This is a genomic window from Photobacterium piscicola, from assembly GCF_900166965.1.
Taxonomy (GTDB): Bacteria; Pseudomonadota; Gammaproteobacteria; order Enterobacterales; family Vibrionaceae; genus Photobacterium; species Photobacterium piscicola.
Window position 1 is genome coordinate 228,083 of the sequence record NZ_FUZI01000002.1, and the last position, 21,129, is coordinate 249,211.

Sequence of the window (21,129 nt, forward strand, 5' to 3'; positions counted from 1 at the left end):
CAGTAACATTCTGTACTTTTACTCAAGCCTATCATTATCGAAGGCTTTTTTTTGGTCCTCTCCATATAGCTAATCACAACCCAATGCATTGATTATTATATATTTGACCAAAATAAAATATTGCAACACACTTTGTTAATAATTATCGGTAAAAGTAAAAAACTAGTCTTGCTCAAATACTCAGTTTACGCCACTATCGAACAATGAAAGCAGGATTGTATTGGTACAAACGGCAAGGAGAACGCTGTGACAACTCACTCTATTGGATCGCATATCTATAACACGACACCAGAAAATCAACATCCAATTAAGGTACTTAACCTTGATGTACCCTACATGGCTGACCCTACTGATGCTTATTTTACGCTCTGTGGTGATAGCCCTTGCCATCTATTATTAGAATCAGCCGAAGTCGATTCTAAGCAAGATCTTAAAAGCTTATTATTGATTGATGCTGCCGTACGCATTGTCTGTCGTGGTAAAGAGGTGATATTAGAAGCCCAATCTAACAATGGCCAACGCATCCTGCATGTTCTAAACAGCCATCTCAAGTCTGATATTAAAGCCACCTATAATGCTGATACGCTGCGGTTACATTTTCCAACCCATGTGCAGACGTTAGATGAAGACTCTCGCCTACGCCAAACATCATCTTTTGATGCATTACGACTGATTCAACATGCCTTTGATACCGAAAATCATCCTCGCGATGCATTATTCATTGGTGGTTTATTTGCTTATGATTTAGTGGCTGACTTTGAACCACTTATCGCCGTTGATGCGGACAATAGCTGCCCTGATTATATTTTCTATATTGCTGAAACATTATTGATTATCGATCATCAATATCAACAAGCACATTTACAAGCGACCCTGTTTGAGCATGATACCCCGGCAATTGCGGATGATCTTCAACAACGTTTAGTCACACTTAAAACCCGTTGTCTTAATCCTCAGTCATTACCCGTTGCACCCGCTATCACCACCTGTGTCCCCGTTCCAACAATAACGGATCATGATTTCAATCAAACCGTTGCCGCTTTGAAGCAATTTGTTATTCGAGGTGATGTATTTCAAGTCGTGCCATCTCGACAATTTAAGCTGCCGTGTCCCTCGCCACTGAACGCATATAAAGCATTGAAGATTGGTAACCCAAGTCCGTATATGTTTTATCTGCATGATACTGACTTTACCTTATTTGGTGCCTCTCCAGAGAGCGCATTGAAATATTGTACCCAGTCTAACCAAGTTGAAATTTACCCAATTGCAGGTACACGTCAACGCGGCAAAAACAAAGATGGTTCCATTAATCTCGACCTTGATACGCGTATCGAACTAGAACTTCGCTGTGACACCAAAGAAAATGCTGAACACATGATGCTAGTTGATTTAGCCCGTAATGATGTCGCCCGTATTAGCCAAGCAGGAAGCCGCCACGTAGCTGATTTATTACATGTTGATCGTTATAGCCATGTGATGCATTTAGTGTCGCGAGTCGTGGGTCAATTGCGCCATGATCTTGATGCCCTGCACGCTTATCAAGCTTGTATGAACATGGGAACGTTAACGGGCGCACCTAAAATTAGAGCCATGCAACTTATTCGTGAAGTTGAACAACGTCGCCGTGGAAGCTATGGCGGTGCGGTTGGTTATATTACAGGACATGGGGATATGGATACCTGCATTGTGATCCGTTCTGCTTATGTCGAAAACGGTATCGCCAGTGTTCAAGCAGGTGCAGGGGTAGTTTATGACTCCATACCCCAAGCTGAAACAGATGAAACCAAATCGAAAGCACAAGCGGTAATCAATGCCATTCGTCACGCCCACCAAGGTTAAGGAGCACAAGATGACCATCACGAAAAATTACCATAATGCCCATATTGTGCTGTTAGATAACTTTGATTCTTTTACTTACAACCTTGTTGATCAATTTCGAAGTCTGGGTTTTCCCGTCACGATTTATCGTAATCATTTATCAGCGCAACAAATCGAACACGCATTACTTGAACATAAAAATCCGGTATTAGTGTTATCACCAGGCCCTGGCGCACCAGCTGATGCCGGGTGTATGCCTGAACTTATTCAACGCGTCAAAGGCAAAATCCCAATGTTAGGTATTTGCCTCGGTCATCAAGCAATTGTTGAAGCTTATGGTGGTACCGTCGCCGGCGCTGGCGATATCGTACATGGTAAAGCAGCAATGATAACCCACAACCAACACCCTGTTTTTGGTCAACTTGCCAGCCCACTCACCGTCGCCCGTTATCATTCTTTAGTCGCAACCCATGTTCCTGCTAGCCTTGAAACGATTGCTGATGTAAATGGATTAGTGATGGCGGTCGTTAATGAACACGACAAAGTCTGTGGCTTTCAATTTCACCCAGAATCTATCCTTACTACTCAAGGCGCAGAACTACTTACTCATACACTGGCTTGGGTTATCAAAGCACCCACCACATGCCTAAATACCCATTAAGGAAGATGATGATGAACGCTACTATTTCTAAACTCGCTGACAAACTCTACGCTCAACACCCCTTGAGCGAAGAAGAAAGCCATATCCTCTTTGATGCGATCATCAATGGAGAAGTTGAGCCGATTGTATTATCAGCCGTATTAACAGCATTAAAAATTAAAGGTGAAACGCCAGCAGAAATTGCAGGTGCAGCCAAAGCATTAGTTAAAAATGCCAACCCATTTCCACGCCCGAATTATGACTTTGCCGACATTGTCGGTACTGGAGGCGATGGTGCGAATACCATCAACATTTCGACTACTGCAGCCTTTGTTGCTGCCGCCTGTGGTGTGAAAGTGGCTAAACATGGTAATCGTGGTGTATCAAGCAAATCAGGTTCATCCGATTTATTAGATCAATTTGGGATTAATTTAGCCATGTCCGCCCAAACGGCACGCCAAGCGTTAGATGATCTTGGTGTCTGTTTTTTATTTGCACCGGAATATCACGGAGGCGTACGTCATGCGATGCCAGTACGACAAACATTACAAACGCGCACTATTTTTAATGTCTTAGGCCCATTAATTAACCCAGCCAAACCTAATATTCAATTAATGGGGGTTTACGATATCGCCTTAGTGCGCCCGATTGCTGAAACCTTAGCAGCAATGGGATTAAAACGAGCAGCAGTAGTACATGGTAGCGGGCTGGATGAAGTTGCCATTCATGGTGAAACCCATGTAGCTGAAATTATTGATGGGGTCATTAGTGAATATACGCTTACTCCGGCTGATTTTGGACTTCAAAGCTACCCTTTAGAAGCTATTCGTGGCGGTGAGCCAGATGAGAATTGCCACATTATAAAACAGATTCTGATCGGTAAAGGAACACCCGCTCAAGAAGGTGCCGTTGCTGTTAATGTTGCACTTTTATTGCGCCTTTTTGGCCATCACGATCTTAAAGCCAATACTCAACGCGCAATCACCACCATGCGTTCAGGTAACGCATATCAACTTGTAGAACAACTGGCAGCACGAGGTTAATCATGGAAACAGTCCTTGCTAAAATTATCGCAGATAAAAAAATCTGGGTCGATGCTCGTAAAGAAGCGCAACCTCTCGCCAGTTTTCGCCACCAGCTTACGCCTAGCGATCGTGATTTCTACCACGCACTGACCAATACAGACCAACATGGGTGCTATCGCCCTGCTTTCATTCTCGAATGTAAAAAGGCATCACCGTCAAAAGGCTTAATTAGAGAAGATTTCAATTTAGATGATATTGCGATGGTTTATAGCCAATACGCCAGTGCTATTTCAGTATTAACTGACGAGAAATATTTTCAAGGCAATGTTGAGTTCTTACCGAAGGTACGCAGTCAAGTTACCCAACCAGTATTATGCAAAGACTTTATGATTGATAGCTACCAAGTCTATTTGGCGCGTCATTATCAGGCAGATGCGATTTTATTGATGCTATCGGTACTGGATGACGAACAATACCAAACACTTGCCGCAGTGGCTGAATCACTTCAACTTGGCGTTTTAACCGAAGTGAGTAATGAAGCCGAACTCACGCGCGCCATCAAACTCAAAGCAAAAGTTGTCGGGATTAACAACCGTAATTTACGTGATTTGAGTATTGATTTAAATCGTACCAAACAACTCGCGCCCGATTTACCTAAAGGCACAATTGTTATTTCTGAATCAGGGATTTATACCCACCAGCAAGTACGTGAACTCTCGCCTTATGCCAATGGTTTTTTAATTGGTAGTTCATTAATGGCAGCTGATAACCTTGATTTAGCGGTTCGAAAAGTCTTATTTGGTGAACATAAAGTTTGCGGGTTAACCTCAAATGTAGATGCTCATCAGGCTTATCAACAAGGGGCAACCTATGGGGGTTTGATTTTCGTGCCATCATCACCGCGAGCGATTAATCTCGACCACGCTTTAGCGGTTACCGCCTCCGTTCCTCTTAATTTTGTCGGTGTATTTCAAAACAGCCCATTGACAGACATTGTGACTACCGCAACAACTTTAGCCTTGGCTGCGGTGCAATTACACGGTAATGAATCACCACAATATATCGCGCAATTACGTGAACAATTACCGACTAACTGCCAAATATGGAAAGCCCATGCCATTACTGATAGCGTACCAGATCTTACTCAATGGTCAGTCGACAAGCACCTGTTTGACAGTAAAGTCGAAGGCAAAAGTGGAGGCACAGGTATCACCTTTGATTGGTCTTTAATTACACCAGAAAACAGATCAAACAGCTTACTTGCTGGTGGGCTCAACCCAGATAATGTACACCATGCCGCCTCGCTTGGTTTTAGCGGCTTAGATTTAAATTCCGGTGTAGAAAGCGCACCGGGTAAAAAAGATCCCCATAAATTAGCGGCAGCCTTTACGGCAATCAAATATATTAAGGACGATAAATAATCATGAGTAAATTGAATGCCTACTTTGGTGAATTTGGTGGTCAATATGTCCCTCAAATTCTAGTACCAGCCTTGGACCAACTTGAAGATGCTTTTATCGAAGCTCAACAAGATTCACAATTTCAACATCAATTTATAACGTTATTAAAAGAATATGCGGGGCGACCAACGGCGTTAACCTTGTGTCAAAATTTAACTCAAGGTACAAAGACCAAGCTTTATCTCAAACGAGAAGATCTACTTCACGGTGGCGCACACAAAACTAACCAAGTTTTAGGTCAAGCTTTACTGGCACAACGCATGGGTAAAACTGAAATCATTGCAGAAACAGGAGCTGGTCAACACGGGGTTGCTACGGCATTAGCCTGTGCTTTACTCGGATTAAAGTGCCGCATCTATATGGGCGCGAAAGATATTGAACGTCAAAGTCCTAATGTTTTTAGAATGAAATTAATGGGCGCGACGGTTATTCCCGTAACATCAGGTTCAGCAACCTTAAAAGATGCATGTAATGAAGCGATGCGCGATTGGTCTGCTAGCTATGACAAAGCCCATTATCTATTAGGTACCGCCGCGGGTCCTCACCCATTCCCAACCATAGTGCGTGAGTTTCAAAAAATTATTGGTGAAGAAACCAAGACCCAAATTATCGCTAAAGAAGGTCGATTACCAGATGCCGTTATTGCTTGTGTTGGCGGTGGCTCTAATGCAATTGGTATGTTCGCTGACTTTATCGAAGAAAGTAGTGTCCGTTTAATTGGCGTTGAGCCTGCAGGAAAAGGCTTAGATACCGACATGCATGGCGCGCCATTGAAACACGGCAAGCTCGGTATTTTCTTTGGTATGAAAGCGCCGCTAATGCAAGATGAACATGGTCAAGTTGAAGAATCTTACTCTGTTTCCGCAGGGTTAGATTTCCCTTCTGTCGGGCCTCAACATGCTCACCTTAACGCTATTGGTCGCGCAGAATATGGTGCAGTAACCGATGATGAAGCATTAGATGCATTTCAACTATTAGCCCGTAAAGAAGGCATTATTCCCGCACTTGAATCTGCACATGCATTGGCTTATGCACTAAAAATAATTGCAGATGACCCCGAAAAAGAGCAATTACTGGTGGTTAACCTTTCCGGTCGAGGCGATAAAGACATTTTCACTGTGCACGATATTTTAACGGCAAAAGGAGTTCTATAATGGATCGCTACCACAATTTATTTACTCAATTGAATGCCCGTAATGAAGGTGCCTTTGTCCCTTTTGTTACCTTGGGTGATCCAACACCACAACGCTCAATGGATATTATTGATACTTTAGTTGCCGCTGGCGCTGATGCCTTAGAGCTAGGGATCCCTTTTTCAGATCCATTGGCTGATGGTCCAACGATTCAAGGAGCCAATATTCGTGCTCTTGCCGCAGACACCACCCCGACCATTTGTTTTGAAATGCTAACTCAAATTCGAGCGAAATATCCTCAATTGCCGATTGGACTACTGATGTACGCTAATTTGGTTTTTGCTACAGGTATCGATCATTTTTATCGTCGCTGTGCGAATGCTGGCATTGATTCAGTATTAATTGCAGATGTACCCGTCAATGCATCTCTTGAGTTTAGAGTTGCAGCAGAAGCACAGGGTATTCACCCTATTTTTATCGCACCACCTAACGCTGATGCCGCAACCTTAAAAACAGTCTCAGAGCTTAGCGGTGGTTATACTTACCTACTTTCACGCGCAGGCGTCACAGGTGCAGAAACGAAAGCAGAAATGCCAATTGAGCCATTATTAGCCGCATTAAAAGCCCATAATGCACCACCAGCATTACTCGGGTTTGGTATTTCAACCCCAGAGCAAGTGAGTGAAGCCATAAAAGCAGGCGCTGCTGGAGCAATTTCAGGTTCAGCCATCGTTAAAATTATTGAAACCCATGTTGATGACCATCCAGCACTGCTCAGAGCACTGAGTACATTTATAACCAACATGAAAGCAGCAACACGTCGCTAGCCTATAATCCGCTACCCATCGCTGTCATCAATCAAATATTGGTGACAGCGGTATCATCATCCCCATCAAAATCGATTTTTTCATTAAGCTCATGGAACAGGTATACTCCTGTTAATTATCTTTAATGAGTTGGTACCAATGAAACAAATTATAGAATTTATTCCATTACTGATCTTTTTTGTATTATTTAAAACTAATGGTATTTTTGTCGCGACAGGTGCATTAATTATTACAACGGCAATCCAATTGATCGTTACGTGGTTTATCTATAAAAAAATAGAAAAAATGCAGTTAATCACCTTTGTGATGGTCGCTATCTTTGGTGGATTAACACTGTTTTTGCATGATGAAAACTTCATTAAATGGAAAGTTACCATTATCTATGGTCTATTTGCTCTCGCACTGCTTGTCAGTCAGATCATGCATAAACCATTAATTAAATCGATGCTAGGTAAAGAGATCACCCTTCCTGATAACGTTTGGTTACGTATCAATTTTGCATGGACAATATTTTTTGTTGTTTGTGCTATTGTAAACATTTATATTGCATTCAATTTTCCGCTTGATGTCTGGGTGGATTTCAAAGTATTTGGTTTATTAGCGTTAACGCTGCTATTTACTTTTGTGACGGGTGGCTATATTTATCGCCACTTACCTAAAAGCCCTGATGATAAATAAAGTTGTATAGCCGATGACTACTGAAAACAATATCCCTCGTGGACAGCTTCTACTTCGTACATTAGCGATGCCTGCCGATACCAATGCAAATGGTGATATTTTTGGTGGTTGGATCATGTCGCAACTGGATCTTGCAGGCGCTATTTTAGCCAAAGAGATTTCTCGCGGTCGTGTGGTTACCGTTTCAGTTGATAAAATAGAATTTAAAGCCCCCGTTGGTGTTGGTGATGTGGTTTGTTGTCACGGTGAATGTAAGCGCATCGGTAATACATCTATGAGTGTCGGCCTTGAGGTATGGGTAAAACCTGTTGCTGTTGATGGCATCGGTGAACGTTACCGCGTCTGTGAAGCGACATTTAATTATGTCGCTATTAACAGTGAAGGCCGCCCGCGTAAGATTGAAATTACGCAATAATCCTTCCCAATAAAAAAGCACTTAATTAACACTAAGCACTGACTACGGTTGGTGCTTTTTATTATTTGCTTAAATCTACTTGTCCATGTTCAATATTTAGTTAGTATGGGGAATACTAAAAACAACACGATGAATAATTCGTTGTTTAAACCATAACTAAATAGGGAATGCCGACGATGTGGTATGTGATTTTTTCTCAAGACGTTGAAAATAGTTTAGAGCGTCGCATGAGCGTACGTGAACAACATCTAGCTCGCTTAAAAGAACTTCAACAACAAGATCGTTTATTAGTCGCAGGACCAATGCCTGCCATTGATGATGAAAATCCAGGTGAGGCAGGCTTTACTGGTTCAACGGTCATTGCTAAATTTGAATCGCTAGAACAAGCACAACAATGGGCCAATGCTGATCCGTATATTGATGCCGGTGTCTACGCCAATGTTATTGTTAAACCATTCAAAAAAGTTTTACCTTAAATCTATTCAGGATTAACCAGTGAACCTAACTACAACAAAAAAATGGCTTATCGCCGCTGTTGGCCTTTTCATCCTTGGTGGCTGTGCTTCACACGATCAACAAATGGTCGCTGAATCATTAGCACAATCACGAGCAGCTGCGATTGATAGTAAAGCACCCTATCCTAAAATAGATGCTTACCAAATCACTCAAGCTTATGCGAGTAAAAACACGGTAAAAATCAACATCATCTATGGTGGTAATGGGCGTGTAAAACCGACAACAGCGATAAAAACGGCCAGTGCTAATTACTGTAACAACGCTGAATTAATGCCACTATTTAAACATGGCGTTGATTATCTTATTACTATTCGTGATGTCAGCGGCCGACAGTTAGTCTCACAAACTATTTCAGAACAATCTTGTGAAGCACTAAAATAATCTACGCCGTATATTATAAAAATCCCTAACCAATGAATTGCTCCAATATAATTGAGCATTGCTGGTTAGGGCTTTTTATTTTTTATCCCGTCATAACTATTCTACCGGAATACTTTCTACATCAATAGCATCATTAATCTGCACTTCAAATGCACGCAACCGCTTATAAATCGACATTAATTCAACAATCGTACTCCATGAGTGCACCAAAAATTGAAAAGACTCTTCTACTTTTCCAAACGCCCTGAGTATCTGTTGTAATACACCCAAAGTTAATGCGCCTGAAATAATAGCAGGGCCCAATGCGATATAAGGCACTATCACGGTATATTGAATATATGACCATTTTGCGATATCAAAATATAAATAATGACGATAAAGATTAAAGTAATTTTTACGAACATTAAAAAAGAGGTCTTTTACAGTTTCAGGTTTGGCGCGATGGGCGTTATCTTCACCAAACACGAGTTCTTTACGATAAGCGGCTTCTACTTTTTGATTCTTAAATTCTAACCCTGGTAATCGAATACCAACAATCGCCAATAATACTGTGCCAAATAATGCTGAGATAATGGCTAAATATACCAATGATCGATCAACACTGCCTATCCATGGTAATTCAGTAACATTCTCACTTAACGTCCATAGAATAGGTAAAAACGCAACTAGCGTCATTAAGGATCGCATAAAGCTCACCCCTAGACTTTCGACTATACGTGCAAAACGCATCGTATCTTCTTGAACTCGCTGAGATGCCCCTTCAATATGACTAATTTTGTCCCAATGCTTCATGTAATAATCATTCATTGCGGTACGCCAACGAAAAACATAATGGCGAACGAAGAAATCAAGAATAACGGCAATAATGATATACACTGACACAATATTGAAAAACTCAATACACCCCGCTAAAAACTCATCAAATGTCACTGCATTGGGCTTAGCTAATGCCTTTTGAATAAGATCATAAAAACTACCAAACCATTCATTCACTTCTACGTCTATCTGCACTTTATACCAAGTAACATATAAAATAATGGCACTACCGACAATCGACCATAAAAACCACCGACGATCGAGAAAGAACGATTTAAACATAACTACACATCCTTAATGTATTTTGATTAAGTGCACCCCTTGCACTGCAAATAGAATCAATTGATCTTATTGTTAATCACTTATTTTAGTATTTGTCACCAAACTCCAAAACGCAACAAGTACACCACAATAAAGGTCATATAATTCATTATAATAAACAAATCACTGCTAATTTTAGATAAAAAAATCCCTTATTTACTCTTAACTAAAACTAGTGGAGTCGATAAGGGATTTCTTATTTTAACGATTTATATCATCGCTATAAACTTAGCTCTGGCGCTCAAAAACTAAGGCTTTAAGCCCTGCTTCTGGTTCTATATCTTTAAATTCAGCCGGGTTTTCTAAACGATGAGAGAACACCATATCTGGCGCTTCAGCAGCCATGCCATCAATCAAAAATTGACTGGTTAACGTCGGATCATTAACGCAGGCTAAAACAACACCATCAGCAGTTAATAATTCAGGCAAGCGACGTAAAATCTTTTGGTAATCTTTAGTCAGAGCAAAGCTGCCTTTTTGAAATGATGGCGGATCAATAATGATTAAATCATAAGGCCCCATCTTGCGTACTTTACCCCATGACTTAAATAACTCATGGCCTAAGAAACTCACTTTCTTTAAATCATGGTTATTGAGGTGATGGTTATCACGACCACGACTTAATGCCGCTTTGGCCATATCAAGATTCACCACATAATCTGCGCCACCAGCAATGGCTGCCACAGAAAAGCCACAAGTATAAGCAAATAAATTCAGTACTCGTTTACCCGCAGCATGCTCACGCACCCAGTCACGGCCATAACGCATATCAAGAAATAGACCGTTATTTTGATTACGACCTAAATCTAATTTATAGGTTAACCCACTTTCAATGACATCTTGATAATCAGAACTTTGTCCCCACAACACTTCCATTGGCGAACCTTGACGATCACGGTGTTGGAGTAATAAAGAACGGGCACCGCTAGCTTGCCAAGCTTCTGTTTGCGTCAATTTAACCAACAAATCCGTCAATGCTTGCATAAAATCAGCATCAGGTTCTTTGAATAAGGAAACCAGTACTTGCCCTTGAAGCCAATCAACCGTAATTTGTTCCAGCCCTAGCCAACAGCGACCGCGGCCATGAAACAATCGGCGAACTTCTGACGGTGGTGTTGCTAAAGCCGTTAATAAATGGGCTTCTAAAGTAGGTAACGCGCTAATTTCCATAATATCATTCAAAGTAGTCAATTAAGGCGGGCTATTCTATACGTTGCGCTCCAGAATACCAACTGCAGGAGAAAATAGAATCATTTACTCAGGTTTAGCACGTAAGACATATTCAGCTGAATAATCAAGTAAACTCGTGGAATGTAGTGTCAATGTTGCTGATGATGAAAGGAAATGACGCGGAGTAGTTTCAGGTAATATCAAATATTGTTGAGCACGATTTCGACGATGATGGGATTGACGTTTTTGTTGAGAAACTCGCATTTTCAGCGTACGTGAATGAGCACTGCGCATTGTAAACCTCTAACTAATACATTCTGTATATAGTATAAATTATCAATACCAAAAAGAAATGCGCATCCACGTTTTACCAATCGATTGCTGACAATACCATCAATTACAGGTCAACTGTTGATATTTTACTCACTCTACTATTTTTTACAGGCTAATACTGGCCATGATAACGTCCAAGGTTGCTGCCATTCAGTAAATGCTTGCTGCGCCTCTGCTGTTGACCATAATTCTCCGATACTAGGCGGACATAAAAATTGTTGCAGCTCACCTTGGTAAGGAAAACGTAAACCATAAGCATGTAAATAGCCACGATCTGCCGCTTCATTACCATAAATATCATCACCCGTAATACCAGAGCCAACACTGCGCAATGCCACGCGAATTTGATGGGTTTTGCCTGTATGGGGTTTGCATAAAAAGATACGCCGTCCTTCACCACCAGCAGCAGAAAAAAACTGAGTAATAGCAGGGTTTACTTTGGTCGTTTCTAATTTCCAACTACTACGACGTGAACGGGTCATATCACCAATAACAACACCTTGTTTTTTCTTTGGTTTTTTCGTCGCAATTGCTACATAAAACTTTTCAACCCGACGCTCAGCAAAATTAGCACATAATGCAGCAGCAGCCGTTTTATTACGCCCAAGTAATAGCAACCCTGACGTCATTTTATCAAGTCGATGAATGAGATACAGTTTTTCATCACCTGTTTGCTCAGCAACAGCGGCCAGTAATGGCTGATCATTATCATCTTTATGAACACTGATCCCAGGGTGTTTATTAATAACTAAGAAATCAGAGTGCTGGTAAACAAGATCAAACATAATGCAAATAACGCCTTTACGGTACAAAGATGGCGCGAGTATAACCAGCCACTCAAAAAAGAAAAGTCTTGCGACCCATATTCGATTTATTATAGAACGCTAATCAGATTCAAAGACAACAACCGATAATAATATCGGTCCATTATTAAGCAGCTATTTTTTATATCAAAATGGTAATGATTCCTCAAAAATAACCTTGATCATTCAACATAAGCATTAATGAGCACTGAATATTAGGTTTTTTTCTCATTTCAATGCACTATACATACAAATTGTATTTATATATTGATGAAGTCATTCGATGGAACAGTTTTATCAAATCTTAACGTGGATCGGCATTTTCGCCTATTGGCTGTTAATTGCCGCTGTCACTGTACGCGTAGTCTTCAAACGTCGAGCTGTTGGTGTCTCCCTCGCATGGATGATGATTATTTATATCGTCCCTATTGGTGGTGTTATTGCCTACCTGCTATTTGGCGAACTTAATTTAGGAAAAAAACGGGCTGAACGCGCGCGTGAAATGTTTTTCCCGTTTGAAAGCTGGTTTCAATGCCTGACTGATTGCCCAGGGCACATGCCTCAAAAAATGAGTGATGTTGCAAAGCCAATCAACGATCTGTGTGAAAATCGTTTTGGATTACCCGGTTTAGTCGGCAATCATCTATCATTAAAATCATCAACCGATGAGATTTTACGGGCGCTTATCGATGATATAAATAACGCTCAAGATTCGATTCATTTAGAATTTTATATCTGGAATCCAGGCGGCCTTGCTGATGAAGTGGGTGTGGCCCTGATCAAAGCGGCAAAGCGTGGTATTAGAGTTCGCGTATTGCTTGATTCTGCTGGTAGCATGCGTTTTTTCCGTTCTCATTGGCCGAAACTCATTCGCGGTGCGGGTATTGAACTTATCGAAGCACTGGCAGTTTCACCGTTCCGCATGTTCTTACGCCGCCTAGATTTACGTCAACACCGCAAAATAGTGGTTATTGATGACAACATTGCTTATACAGGTTCAATGAACTTAGTTGATCCTGCTTTCTTTAAAGTTGATGCAGGAGTCGGTCAATGGGTCGATGTCATGGTAAGAATCAGTGGCCCTACGGTTTCGGTGCTTAATTGTATTCAAGCATGGGATTGGGAAGTTGAGACGGGACAACGTTTTTTACCACCATTACCAACGTGTCAAATACCAACTGAAGACGAACCACAGTATGACACTGTACAAGTGATCCCTTCAGGTCCGGGTATGCCCGATGACATTATCCATCAGGTGTTGCTATTAAGTATTTACCAAGCAAAGAAAAGTATTGTTATCACCACACCTTACTTTGTGCCAAGTGAACACTTATTGCACGCAATGAAAGGTGCCGCTGAACGTAATATTGATGTTCATATTGTACTACCCGATAAAAACGATTCGACTATGGTTGAATGGGCAAGTCGTTCTTTCTTTAGTGATTTATTGAAATCAGGGGTACATATTCATCGTTTTCATGGCGGCCTATTACACACTAAATCAGTAGTGATTGATGATACTCACTGCTTAATCGGTACGGTTAACCTTGATATGCGCAGTTTATGGCTTAATTTTGAAGTCACAATGGCGGTGGATAATCTTGAATTCACTCATAAACTAAGCCAATTGCAGCAAAGTTACATTGCCGACTCAGAGCCTGTAGATAAAGAGCAATGGGAAAAACGTTCAGTACGTAATAAATTTGGTGAACGCTTCTTCTATATGTTTAGTCCATTATTATAATATAGTTAATGTACTGATAATAAATCGATAATAGCTTAAACATAAAAACAAAAACGCCTCAACTAGTGAGGCGTTTTTTATGCATTATGTGTAGTAATATTAGTAATTACTACATTGCAGCCATAAAGATTTGTGAAATTTCTTCATGTGTTGCTTGCTTAGGATTAGTAAAACCACACGCATCTTTTAATGCATTATCCGCTAACAATGAAACATCTTCAGCTTTCACATTAAGCTCTTTTAAGCCCGCAGGAATACCTACATCTTGAGATAGTGCCATGATTGCATCAATTGCAGCATCTGCGCCTTGTTGTGGTGTCATTTCATTCACATTCACACCCATAGCAGCAGCAACATCACGTAAACGCTCAGGACAAACTTGTGCGTTATAACGTTGAACATGTGGCAACAATACAGCGTTACATACGCCGTGTGGCAGATTATAAAAACCGCCTAACTGGTGCGCCATTGCGTGAACATAACCTAGTGATGCATTGTTAAATGCCATACCTGCCATAAATTGTGCATAAGCCATTTGCTCACGCGCATTTAAGTTTTGACCATCTTTAACAGCGGTACGTAAGTTGGCTTCAATCAGTTCTATTGCTTTAATAGCAACAGCATCCGTGATTGGTGTAGCTGCAATAGAAACATAAGCTTCAATAGCGTGAGTTAATGCGTCCATACCCGTTGCTGCGGTTAATGATGCGGGTTTTGCTAGCATTAATTTCGGATCATTAACTGACATTAGCGGCGTGGTGTTCTTATCAACAATGGCCATTTTAATATGACGCGCTTCATCTGTAATAATACAGAAACGGGTCATTTCAGAAGCAGTACCCGCGGTGGTATTAATAGCGACAACAGGTAGTTGTGGTTTTGCAGAACGGTCAACACCTTCATAATCACCAATTTGACCACCATTCGCGGCTAATAGCGCAATACCTTTTGCACAATCGTGAGGAGAGCCGCCACCTAATGAAATAACAAAGTCACAGCCGTTATCTTTTAACAGTGTTAAACCTTGATCAACATTAGTAATAGTTGGGTTTGGTTGAGTACCAGCGTAAACAACTGAATCAATTCCACGCTCAGTTAATAGCACCGCAACTTGCGAAACCACACCAATTTCGTTTAATACTTTATCCGTTACGATTAATGCTTTTTTAAAGCCATGTGCCTTAATTGCATCTGCCGCTTCTGTTAAACAACCAGCACCCATAAAATTAACACTTGGGATATAAAATGCACTGCTCATAATAACTTACCTTATTTTTCAAATACTCATTATCAAATTGGTCTTTCTTATAAAACATATTTAATTAATGGCACTACCAACTAATTCCTCTTTGGTATTTTTACGCCTTTGTTTTAAAAATCTATTTGATCTAAAACAAGCATTGAAAAAACATTGCAACTTATCCACAAGAATATGAACTAGATCGCAAAACGATCATTATATTGTTTATCCACACGAACAATATAATTCATCAAGGAAACATTATTTCTGCTTAAACGCCCCATGAAGCAGTATCACGTTTCAATTTAATCGGTACAAAAGTCCAGTAAATGATTGTTTTATCATCTTACTACCACAGTGATTCCCCCCTACTATGCGATTAACACAGCATCTTATTACTCTTACCTCTTGAGAATGTTCACTCTTGGTCGATGTGAAAATTCCTGCACTACATATTTGTTAGGTGGAACATTATGACGTTTAAATTGACTCCAATTGCTATTTCACTGGTCTTGTCATTAGGCTTATTTGGGTGTAATAACGACAACAATAATCAAACCCAAGCTGAAGTCACCCTACCGGCAACACCCATTATTGATATGGGCGTTTTAAACTATATTGATCCTATGATTGGTACTGCAGCGTCAGGACACACATTCCCCGGTGCCGTAGTGCCTCGCGGTATGGTGCAATTAAGTCCAGATACCTTTAAAGGGACGAATACCGATACTGAAACAGGTCAAAACCCATGGCATTCAGCATCAGGTTATTGGGATGCAAGTGATTACGTTGCAGGGGATGTGTTAGCAACAGATTTAAATATTTATGGTTTTTCTCACACCCACCTTTCAGGCACAGGGGCAACAGATCTTGGTGATATTCTGGTGTTACCGTATTCTGATGACGCTAACCGTGAAAATAATGCCTTTGATAAAGCAACTGAAACCGCATCACCAGGTTACTACTCCGTGGTATTAAATAATGGCAACATTAAAGCAGAATTAACCACCACAACCCGTGTCGGTGTCCATCGTTATACCTATCAGCAAGGCGCTGATCGTAAAATCAAACTTGACCTTGCCCACACGCTAGCCGCCAATAATGGTGAATCTCTACAAAACCGGGTTGAATTGGTTGATGAATACACCATTCGGGGTCGTCGTGTTTCTACAGGTTGGTTCCAAGGTCAAGATATCTTCTTCTATGCCCAATTTAATCAACCAATTGCTCATGCATTGATTGCTCGTGATGGTGGCGAAGCAATGGACATGCAAATGGGCGCAGTTTACGGCTCAATCAATAGTCCAAATAAAGAACAAATCACTTACCTTGATTTTGGTAAAGGTGATCAACCGATTGAAATGCGTGTCGCTCTCTCTCCTGTCGATTGGGATGGCGCACAAAAGAACTTAGCAGCCGAAACGCCAACCTATAATTTTGCTAACGTTAAAGCCAATGCTGAACTTGCTTGGGCAAAAGAACTGGCTACGGTTCAAGTAAAAGGCGGTTCTGACGCTGAGAAAACCAATTTCTACACTGCGATGTATCACGCAATGATTGCCCCGGTTGAATATCAAGATGTTGATGGTCGTTACCGCGACTTACTGGGCAGTGTTCGTCAAGCAGACGGTTATAAAAACTATTCTGTTTATTCAACATGGGATACTTTCCGTGCTGTTCACCCCTTGCTAACCATTACTAATCCGCAACATGCAACTGACTTAGCTAATGACTTGATCCGTAAATCACAAGAAACAGGACTACTGCCAAAGTGGGAAGGTTATGGTGAAGAAACGGGTACTATGATTGGCTATCCTGCCACCGCGATTATTGGTGATGCGGTCGTCAAAGGTCTTGATGTTAATGCTAAAGATGCCTTAGAAGCGGCAAAGAAATCAGCTTATTACCGTCCATATGACTTCCCTCAAATTCCTGATCATACTTTGCAAGCCGTGATGGCAGGTCAGTTAAGTTATTACGAACGTGATAAGTGCGTTGGTTTACCTAACTGGAACTCAGTCTCTTATGCTTTAGAGTTTTCATACTATGACTGGACAATTGCTCAAATGGCAAAAGTAGCCGGTGATGACGCCGCTTATAAAGAGTTTAACGATCGCGCCTATTGGTCTTTAAATCATTGGGATAAAGACGCAGGTTTCTTTGTACCGGTGAAATTAAACAGTTGTGAAAAAGAATTCGCTTCTGATGTCTTTAATCCATATAGCTCTGATGCTTATTGGTACACTGAAGGTAATGCGTGGCAATGGCAGTGGACGTTCATGCAAGATATTGACAAGCTAACCGAGGTCATGGGCGGCACTGAAGGATTTAATACTAAGTTGAATGATTTATTCACAGCCGATGCCAATGGCGGTGAAAACCATCAAGATATGACCGGCTTTATTGGGCAATATATTCACGGTAACGAGCCATCACACCACGTGATTTACTTATATAACCGTACCAATGAGTCTTGGAAAACCCAAGAATACCTCGATAGAGTTTACAAGGAATTCTATAAGCCAACCCCTGACGGTATCATTGGTAATGAAGACGTCGGTCAAATGTCAGCATGGTACATTATGTCGGCAATGGGCTTCTATCAGGTAACACCAACGGATCCAACTTACACCATTGGTCGCCCTATTTTTGATGAGGTAAAAATCAAACTACCAACGGGTGATTTCACCATCACGGCTGATAATAATAGCAGTGACAATAAGTATGTGAAATCTGTACTGATTAACGGTAAACCTCTGAATGTATTTAATAGCTTTGAGCACAGTGAAATAAAAGCAGGTGGAACACTTCACTTTGTAATGACTGCTGATAAATCACAAGCAATGGCAGCCCGACTTAACTAAGTAAACCGTTGCAACTCACACCATTATTAGTACCATAAAAAAATCCCTCGTTATGGCTAGCGAGGGATTTTTTAGTTAATGTATTAATAACAACAAGCGATCAGTCTAATGATTCGTCTTATGACCAGAAGTCGTCAATAGGTGCTGGTTTGTTTTTACGTTTCTTTTTACCCGTACCTTCAGGTTTTGCCATTGGCTTTTCTACTGCTAATAAAGCTTCTGATTCATCAACTTCAAAACCTTCAACTTGTTCACGCTCAAGTCGAACTTTATTCTTCTTCTCAATAACCTTAAAGTGATGGCTGTCTTCATAATCGATCAATGACAGTGCTAGACCAACTTCACCAGCACGACCACTACGACCAATGCGGTGCATATAATCTGCTGGGCTACGTGGTAAATCAAAGTTAATCACCACTGGCAGTTTTTCAATATCAAGACCACGAGCAGCAATGTCTGTGGCAATTAATACGTCAATTTCACCTGACTTAAACGCTTCTAATACTCGAGTACGCGCACCTTGGCCGCGATCACCGTGGAATACTTCAGCGATAATGCCACGCTTAGACAGTTTATCCGCTAAGTGCTCACAGCTATTTTTAGCATTAACAAAAATAAGCGCCTGACGCCATTGATGTTGTTTAATTAAATGAGCTAATACTGCGGTTTTCTCGCCCTTATTAACCGTGAAAACACGTTGTACTAATGTGCTTGCATCGACACTTTGTAGTTGCAGTTCAACAGGATCGTTAAGTAATGCTTGAGTTAATAGCTTAACTTGTTCAGGAAACGTCGCTGAAAATAATAATGTTTGCTTGTTATTAGGTAATAACGCTAGTAACGCAGACAACTCTTCAGTAAAGCCAAGACTTAACATACGATCGGCTTCATCAAGTACTAAGGTTTTAACCCGATCAAGTTTTATGGCATTACTTGAAATCAAATCTAATAAGCGACCTGGAGTTGCTACTAAAATATCAGTGCCGCCACGTAGAGCTAGCATTTGGGTGTTAGCTGATACGCCACCAAACACAGCAACCGTTTTAATAGCACCGTTGAAATGTGTCGCATAAGATTTAATGCTATCTGCAACTTGTTTTGCCAGCTCACGGGTGGGAACTAAAACAAGACCAGTAACATAATTACCTTTCGCATTTTTATTCTCAGAGGCTTTAGTTTGATGTAACTGTTGTAACAACGGCAAAGCAAAGGTTGCCGTTTTGCCTGAACCTGTATTTGCCCCCGCAATTAAGTCACGTCCCGCTAATACACTCGGAATAGCTTGTGCTTGAATAGGCGTTGGCTGTTGATATTCCAGCTCCGTTAATCGTGCTAACAAAGGCGAAATAAGGCCAAGTTCTGCAAAGTTGGCTGGTGTTGTAATAGTGGTCATTAATATACAGGGCTCAAAACTAAAATAATTGCTGTCATTTTAGCTTATTTAGCCTGTACTCAGTTAGTGATATTCCTTTATGGGGATGACGGATGTATTTGTGGAGGGTTTATGGGCTATTTGACGGGTTATTGTCTGTCATCTCGAAAGCGAAGCATGAGCTATCCGTGATCTATTCATCACGCCATTGAGCATTAAAGATGCCAATAAAAATATGCTTAAACATCAACGTAAACAGTAACCTTACGACATGCTAATAGTAGATTCCCTATCTCGTTCGTAACCTCACTGTAGGGAATGACGGGGGAAAGTTCAGACGTAAAAAAGCCGCTAACTTTCGTTCGCGGCTTTCTTGAATGTGGCGGAGCTGCTTCGAGGATTAGCGGATTTGAACCCTGCTTTACTTACTCGGACTAAACACCCATTTTCATTCAGACGTAAAAAAGCCGTTAACTTTCGTTAACGGCTTTCTTGAATGTGGCGGAGCTGCTTCGAGGATTAGCGGATTTGAACCCTGCTTTACTTACTCGGTCTAATCACCCACTTTCATTCAGACGTAAAAAAGCCGTTAACTTTCGCTAACGGCTTTCTTGAATGTGGCGGAGAGATAGGGATTTGAACCCTAGATACGCTATAAACGTATGCTGGTTTTCAAGACCAGTGCTTTCAACCGCTCAGCCATCTCTCCAATTTTTATATCTCTTTAAAAGAGATATGGCGGTGAGGGAGGGATTCGAACCCTCGATACGTTGCCGTATACACACTTTCCAGGCGTGCTCCTTCAGCCACTCGGACACCTCACCACATTGTTGCCAACAACGCTTTGCTTGTCGACGGCGTGTAATATATTGATTTATGGGATCAGGGTCAAGGGTTTTTATGTGAGTTTTTTCTATTTGCCGACTTATACTGCGAATTGCACTGTTCTTGTACCAAAATCTCTAATTTCTCCTCTTTAAAAACAACAAAAGCACCTCATGGGTGCTTTTGTTAAATTCAAATAACGGTAAAAACTATTTAAATTGTTGGTTGAGCGCACGCAGTAACACGGAACATTCTGCGGCATAACTCAAGAAACTGACCATAAACGACGCCTAGTGCGCCTGACACTAAGATGTTACTCATTACCGCGGCAATAACTTGTTCTTTATTTGCGCCTACAGCAAATAGAATACACGCGTAGATAGGTGACTGAAACACAACATAGGCCACCATATCTGATATACCTTTCATCCATCGTGCAGGAGATAACCTACGGCCACAACCAATAATATAATCACGGAACATGCCATAGGGCCATGCAATCGCAATATTAATCGGTATCGATAACGTACGCGATGCTAATGACTGTTCAAACGACATCCCTGAAATAAAAACTTCAATCATCATTCCAGTAACAAAGCTAAACACCACCATTGCAAATATATCCGCAGCGGCATTTCTAACCTTAAATGGCACTTTAACAACAGACATTCACTCCCCTTACTCTAGCAAAATCGACCAGCATTATCATGGTTAACGTTACTTAAAGCTATCTAACTAACACCATGCA

At 41.0% G+C, this 21,129-nt stretch carries 19 protein-coding genes and 2 tRNA genes; 12 read left to right on the forward strand and 9 right to left on the reverse strand.

The window, feature by feature from the left end; genetic code table 11:
- The first annotated feature begins 336 nt into the window (after positions 1–336).
- The 10 genes from CZ809_RS07240 (at position 337) to gspS2 (ending at position 8,893) form a co-directional block, all read left to right on the forward strand.
- Positions 337–1,839 carry an anthranilate synthase component 1 gene (locus tag CZ809_RS07240; RefSeq protein ID WP_107275449.1) on the forward strand — a complete coding sequence of 501 codons (1,503 nt, stop codon included), beginning with the start codon at positions 337–339 and terminating at the stop codon, positions 1,837–1,839.
- 10 nt (positions 1,840–1,849) lie between these two features.
- The gene (locus CZ809_RS07245) at positions 1,850–2,479 is read left to right on the forward strand and encodes an aminodeoxychorismate/anthranilate synthase component II (RefSeq protein ID WP_080156760.1); all 630 of its coding nucleotides are present in this window, start codon (positions 1,850–1,852) and stop codon (positions 2,477–2,479) included.
- Between the two features lie 11 nt (positions 2,480–2,490).
- On the forward strand, positions 2,491–3,501 hold the full coding sequence (gene trpD / locus CZ809_RS07250) for an anthranilate phosphoribosyltransferase (protein WP_080156761.1): 1,011 nt from the start codon (positions 2,491–2,493) through the stop codon (positions 3,499–3,501).
- Between the two features lie 2 nt (positions 3,502–3,503).
- Positions 3,504–4,904: a bifunctional indole-3-glycerol-phosphate synthase TrpC/phosphoribosylanthranilate isomerase TrpF gene (trpCF, locus tag CZ809_RS07255; protein WP_080156762.1), complete on the forward strand. Its 1,401-nt coding sequence runs from the start codon at positions 3,504–3,506 to the stop codon at positions 4,902–4,904.
- A 2-nt stretch (positions 4,905–4,906) separates the two neighbouring features.
- Entirely contained in the window at positions 4,907–6,097 is a 1,191-nt protein-coding gene (gene trpB / locus CZ809_RS07260) for a tryptophan synthase subunit beta (protein WP_080156763.1), read from the forward strand.
- Complete coding sequence (gene trpA, locus CZ809_RS07265) at positions 6,097–6,903, forward strand: tryptophan synthase subunit alpha (protein WP_080156764.1); 807 nt, start codon at positions 6,097–6,099, stop codon at positions 6,901–6,903. The genes trpB and trpA overlap by 1 nt, the downstream gene beginning before the upstream one ends.
- A 138-nt stretch (positions 6,904–7,041) precedes the next feature.
- On the forward strand, positions 7,042–7,581 hold the full coding sequence (locus CZ809_RS07270; protein WP_080156765.1) for a septation protein A: 540 nt from the start codon (positions 7,042–7,044) through the stop codon (positions 7,579–7,581).
- A 13-nt stretch (positions 7,582–7,594) separates the two neighbouring features.
- A complete protein-coding gene (gene yciA, locus CZ809_RS07275) occupies positions 7,595–7,996 on the forward strand; it encodes an acyl-CoA thioester hydrolase YciA (RefSeq protein WP_080156766.1) in 402 nt (133 codons plus the stop codon).
- Positions 7,997–8,172: 176 nt separating this feature from the next.
- Positions 8,173–8,472: a YciI family protein gene (locus CZ809_RS07280; RefSeq protein WP_080156767.1), complete on the forward strand. Its 300-nt coding sequence runs from the start codon at positions 8,173–8,175 to the stop codon at positions 8,470–8,472.
- Between the two features lie 19 nt (positions 8,473–8,491).
- Positions 8,492–8,893: a type II secretion system pilot lipoprotein GspS-beta gene (gene gspS2, locus CZ809_RS07285; protein ID WP_080156768.1), complete on the forward strand. Its 402-nt coding sequence runs from the start codon at positions 8,492–8,494 to the stop codon at positions 8,891–8,893.
- Positions 8,894–8,989: 96 nt separating this feature from the next.
- Here the strand turns inward: gspS2 and sbmA are convergent, their stop codons facing one another.
- The 4 genes from sbmA to CZ809_RS07305 form a co-directional block, all read right to left on the reverse strand.
- Positions 8,990–9,991: a peptide antibiotic transporter SbmA gene (gene sbmA / locus CZ809_RS07290; RefSeq protein ID WP_080156769.1), complete on the reverse strand. Its 1,002-nt coding sequence runs from the start codon at positions 9,989–9,991 to the stop codon at positions 8,990–8,992.
- A 267-nt stretch (positions 9,992–10,258) separates the two neighbouring features.
- Positions 10,259–11,200 (reverse strand): class I SAM-dependent methyltransferase, encoded by a 942-nt coding sequence (locus CZ809_RS07295; protein WP_080156770.1) that lies wholly within the window; start codon positions 11,198–11,200, stop codon positions 10,259–10,261.
- 84 nt (positions 11,201–11,284) lie between these two features.
- Positions 11,285–11,494 carry a hypothetical protein gene (locus CZ809_RS07300; RefSeq protein WP_080156771.1) on the reverse strand — a complete coding sequence of 70 codons (210 nt, stop codon included), beginning with the start codon at positions 11,492–11,494 and terminating at the stop codon, positions 11,285–11,287.
- A gap of 137 nt (positions 11,495–11,631) precedes the next feature.
- On the reverse strand, positions 11,632–12,318 hold the full coding sequence (locus tag CZ809_RS07305) for a TIGR01621 family pseudouridine synthase (RefSeq protein WP_080156772.1): 687 nt from the start codon (positions 12,316–12,318) through the stop codon (positions 11,632–11,634).
- A gap of 301 nt (positions 12,319–12,619) precedes the next feature.
- On the opposite strand from CZ809_RS07305, the gene cls reads away from it, so the two are divergent.
- The gene (cls, locus tag CZ809_RS07310) at positions 12,620–14,080 is read left to right on the forward strand and encodes a cardiolipin synthase (RefSeq protein ID WP_080156773.1); all 1,461 of its coding nucleotides are present in this window, start codon (positions 12,620–12,622) and stop codon (positions 14,078–14,080) included.
- Between the two features lie 109 nt (positions 14,081–14,189).
- Here the strand turns inward: cls and yiaY are convergent, their stop codons facing one another.
- Entirely contained in the window at positions 14,190–15,338 is a 1,149-nt protein-coding gene (gene yiaY, locus CZ809_RS07315) for an L-threonine dehydrogenase (RefSeq protein WP_080156774.1), read from the reverse strand.
- A 455-nt stretch (positions 15,339–15,793) separates the two neighbouring features.
- Between yiaY and CZ809_RS07320 the strand changes: the two genes are divergently transcribed.
- Entirely contained in the window at positions 15,794–18,184 is a 2,391-nt protein-coding gene (locus tag CZ809_RS07320; RefSeq protein ID WP_080156775.1) for a GH92 family glycosyl hydrolase, read from the forward strand.
- Between the two features lie 118 nt (positions 18,185–18,302).
- On the opposite strand, the gene CZ809_RS07325 is transcribed toward CZ809_RS07320, so the two are convergent.
- From CZ809_RS07325 to CZ809_RS07340, 4 genes are all read right to left on the reverse strand, one after another.
- A complete protein-coding gene (locus CZ809_RS07325; RefSeq protein WP_080156776.1) occupies positions 18,303–19,577 on the reverse strand; it encodes a DEAD/DEAH box helicase in 1,275 nt (424 codons plus the stop codon).
- Positions 19,578–20,174: 597 nt separating this feature from the next.
- Positions 20,175–20,265, reverse strand: a tRNA-Ser gene (locus CZ809_RS07330).
- A gap of 27 nt (positions 20,266–20,292) precedes the next feature.
- Positions 20,293–20,380, reverse strand: a tRNA-Ser gene (locus tag CZ809_RS07335).
- 214 nt (positions 20,381–20,594) lie between these two features.
- Entirely contained in the window at positions 20,595–21,050 is a 456-nt protein-coding gene (locus CZ809_RS07340) for an L-alanine exporter AlaE (protein ID WP_080156777.1), read from the reverse strand.
- Between the last annotated feature and the right edge of the window lie 79 nt (positions 21,051–21,129).